This is a genomic window from Methanocalculus sp., from assembly GCF_029762515.1.
Taxonomy (GTDB): domain Archaea; phylum Halobacteriota; class Methanomicrobia; order Methanomicrobiales; family Methanocorpusculaceae; genus Methanocalculus.
The window spans coordinates 1-2,111 of sequence record NZ_JARVGN010000390.1 but is presented as its reverse complement, the minus strand read 5'-3'; the positions used below and the strand labels follow the sequence as shown (position 1 = coordinate 2,111).

Here is a 2,111-nt window from a genome sequence, read left to right as displayed (position 1 = left end):
GAAGAAAAATCCATCTGGAGAATTGAAATCGATCTTCACATTTTTATTTTCCGTGATGATGCGGCCACGGGACTGTTTCACGCTGAAAGAGAATTTGTACCGTTTTTTCCTCATACGGTATTCAGCATTCTCCAGAAATCCCTGGAAGTCTCTGAGGCGTTGAATGACTCTTTCCTCAAATTGATCAGGATCCTTCTCTCCTAAATTGGCGTAGTAGAGATTACTCATCGAAAGGCCCCCGGGAGAATGCTCCTCTGGATTTCGGAAAGATCCATGTTCTGTGCCAGGTTGGAGAAAAAATCGATTTCAATCAGATCATTCGTCTCATTGTGGACCACATAATGTGACTTCAGGCCTGCAGCGAGACACATCATGCCCATTGCGAGAACCATGAGATTCGTGCCCCCGGTGAGCCCCGCAATAACGCGATGTGCCCCGCCATTTGAATGGAGATCATAGGCCTCCAGCATTCTTTGGGTCATCCGTTCAAGAGCCACGTGTTCAAAAGGATCGAGGAACACGGTCTCCAGCACAGAGATACCCTCACGCTCGAGCTGCTCGATGAACGGCTGGTTTTCGCTCATCAGGTGCTGCGAGGTGAAGAGGACGACCTTCTGGATCCCGAAATACTCAATGGCCCGGAAAATGTGTTCTTTCGCATTTCCCAGCAGGAGGAAATGAACGGGTTCGGAAGCCGTATCAGCTCCAGTCATACACCCCTCCCCGCGAACGATACTTGTTCGGGTTGATGATGGTCGAGATTTCCTTCTGTGTGACACCCAGTAAGGGAATCTCCTGGTATTTGCATCCTGTATTCACAAACAAATTCCCCTCAGGATTGATCATCAGGTAAGAATCGACCATATCATCTGCAGATTCAAACACCGGCCGGGTACCATTCTGAAGCATGATTCCCTCATGCCGGGATCTGAACAGCCCGAATTCTTCCGGAGTGATTGCAAAATCAGGAACGGCCTGATCATTCTGCCCCTTCACATGGAGAAACTGGAACGCCTTCCACCGATCAGGACAGAGTTGCCCGATCAGTTGTTGCATGTCCTCCATGTAGGTCTTCCTCGTGACGGTGGTGTTGATTTTTAACTTGATTCCTGATTTGCGAATGAGGTCAGAGATCCTGATGATATGTGAAAGATGATTTCCATTCCCCCTCCCTAAATCTTTTTCAATTTCATCCGAGACCGAATCGAGTGATAGCCCGATCCAGTCAAGCGTTCCATCGAATTCGGAGATCATTTCTGCCGTGCAGAGCGATCCGTTCGTGGAAATGCTCGTGGCGAATCCCAGGCCCTTGGCCATTTTAACCACCTCAACGATGAGAGGGTGCATCAGCGGCTCACCACCGACAAAGTTGATCTTGGTGATGCCAAGGTTCCAAAGATGGGAGAGTACTTCATTTGCCACCGAGAGACTTCTGAGATCACCCTTCAGGTTCCTGGCAAAACAGAATTTGCAATGATAATTGCACTTCGATGTGATGTGCCAGTTCGCCGAGCGAATCGACGCGGTCTCTCGTTGAGCTTCTGCTTTCGGAAGCATGTTCATGTATCTAAGGAGAAAACATTATAGCATATTGTATTGATATTAAATATTTAATGTTGAATATCCACATTCTTACGGCAGGGGGAAATGTCGACAAAGGCATCCAGAGGATCACACGCTTCTACCCCGTTGAGCGGTATATTCTCGTCACCGAGGAAAATTATCCAGATGACGTAAAGGCAAGCATCGAGAGAGTGAAAGAAATATGTCAATCAGCTCTGGACATTCCCCTCGAGGTGATCGAGTATAAGAAGAGAGATCTCAAAGACCTGATGGAGCAGCTGATCGGGATTCGGAAACGGTATCCTGAAGCAAATCTCTACTTCAATGTCACATTCGGCCGCAAAGACTTCGCAATCATGACCTTTATGGGGGCACTATGGCTCGATGGAGTCGGATATTACCTGCCGAAAGAGTTCGACAAACCGCTGGAATTCCCCACACCAAAGATGCCGTTGAGCACTCTTTCAAAGAACAAACTCTACCAGCGGATTCTCAGGGAACTGGTCGAAAATTCAAATTCAACACTGAATCAAAGCACCCTCAAGAAT

The 2,111-nt window shown here is 47.7% G+C and carries 4 protein-coding genes; 1 reads left to right on the top strand and 3 read right to left on the bottom strand.

Going from position 1 to position 2,111, the window contains the following annotated elements; genetic code table 11:
- The 3 genes from QCH34_RS11320 to QCH34_RS11310 all read right to left on the bottom strand — a co-directional run.
- A partial coding sequence (locus QCH34_RS11320; RefSeq protein ID WP_300334224.1) for a hypothetical protein occupies positions 1-228 on the bottom strand: 228 nt, incomplete at its 3' end.
- The gene (locus QCH34_RS11315) at positions 225-713 is read right to left on the bottom strand and encodes a hypothetical protein (RefSeq protein ID WP_300334221.1); all 489 of its coding nucleotides are present in this window, start codon (positions 711-713) and stop codon (positions 225-227) included. The genes QCH34_RS11320 and QCH34_RS11315, both read right to left, overlap by 4 nt.
- Entirely contained in the window at positions 700-1,557 is an 858-nt protein-coding gene (locus QCH34_RS11310; protein WP_300334219.1) for a viperin family antiviral radical SAM protein, read from the bottom strand. The genes QCH34_RS11315 and QCH34_RS11310 overlap by 14 nt, the downstream gene beginning before the upstream one ends.
- Positions 1,558-1,613: 56 nt before the next feature.
- Between QCH34_RS11310 and QCH34_RS11305 the strand changes: the two genes are divergently transcribed.
- On the top strand, positions 1,614-2,111 hold a 498-nt coding region (locus tag QCH34_RS11305; RefSeq protein ID WP_300334216.1), incomplete at its 3' end, for a hypothetical protein.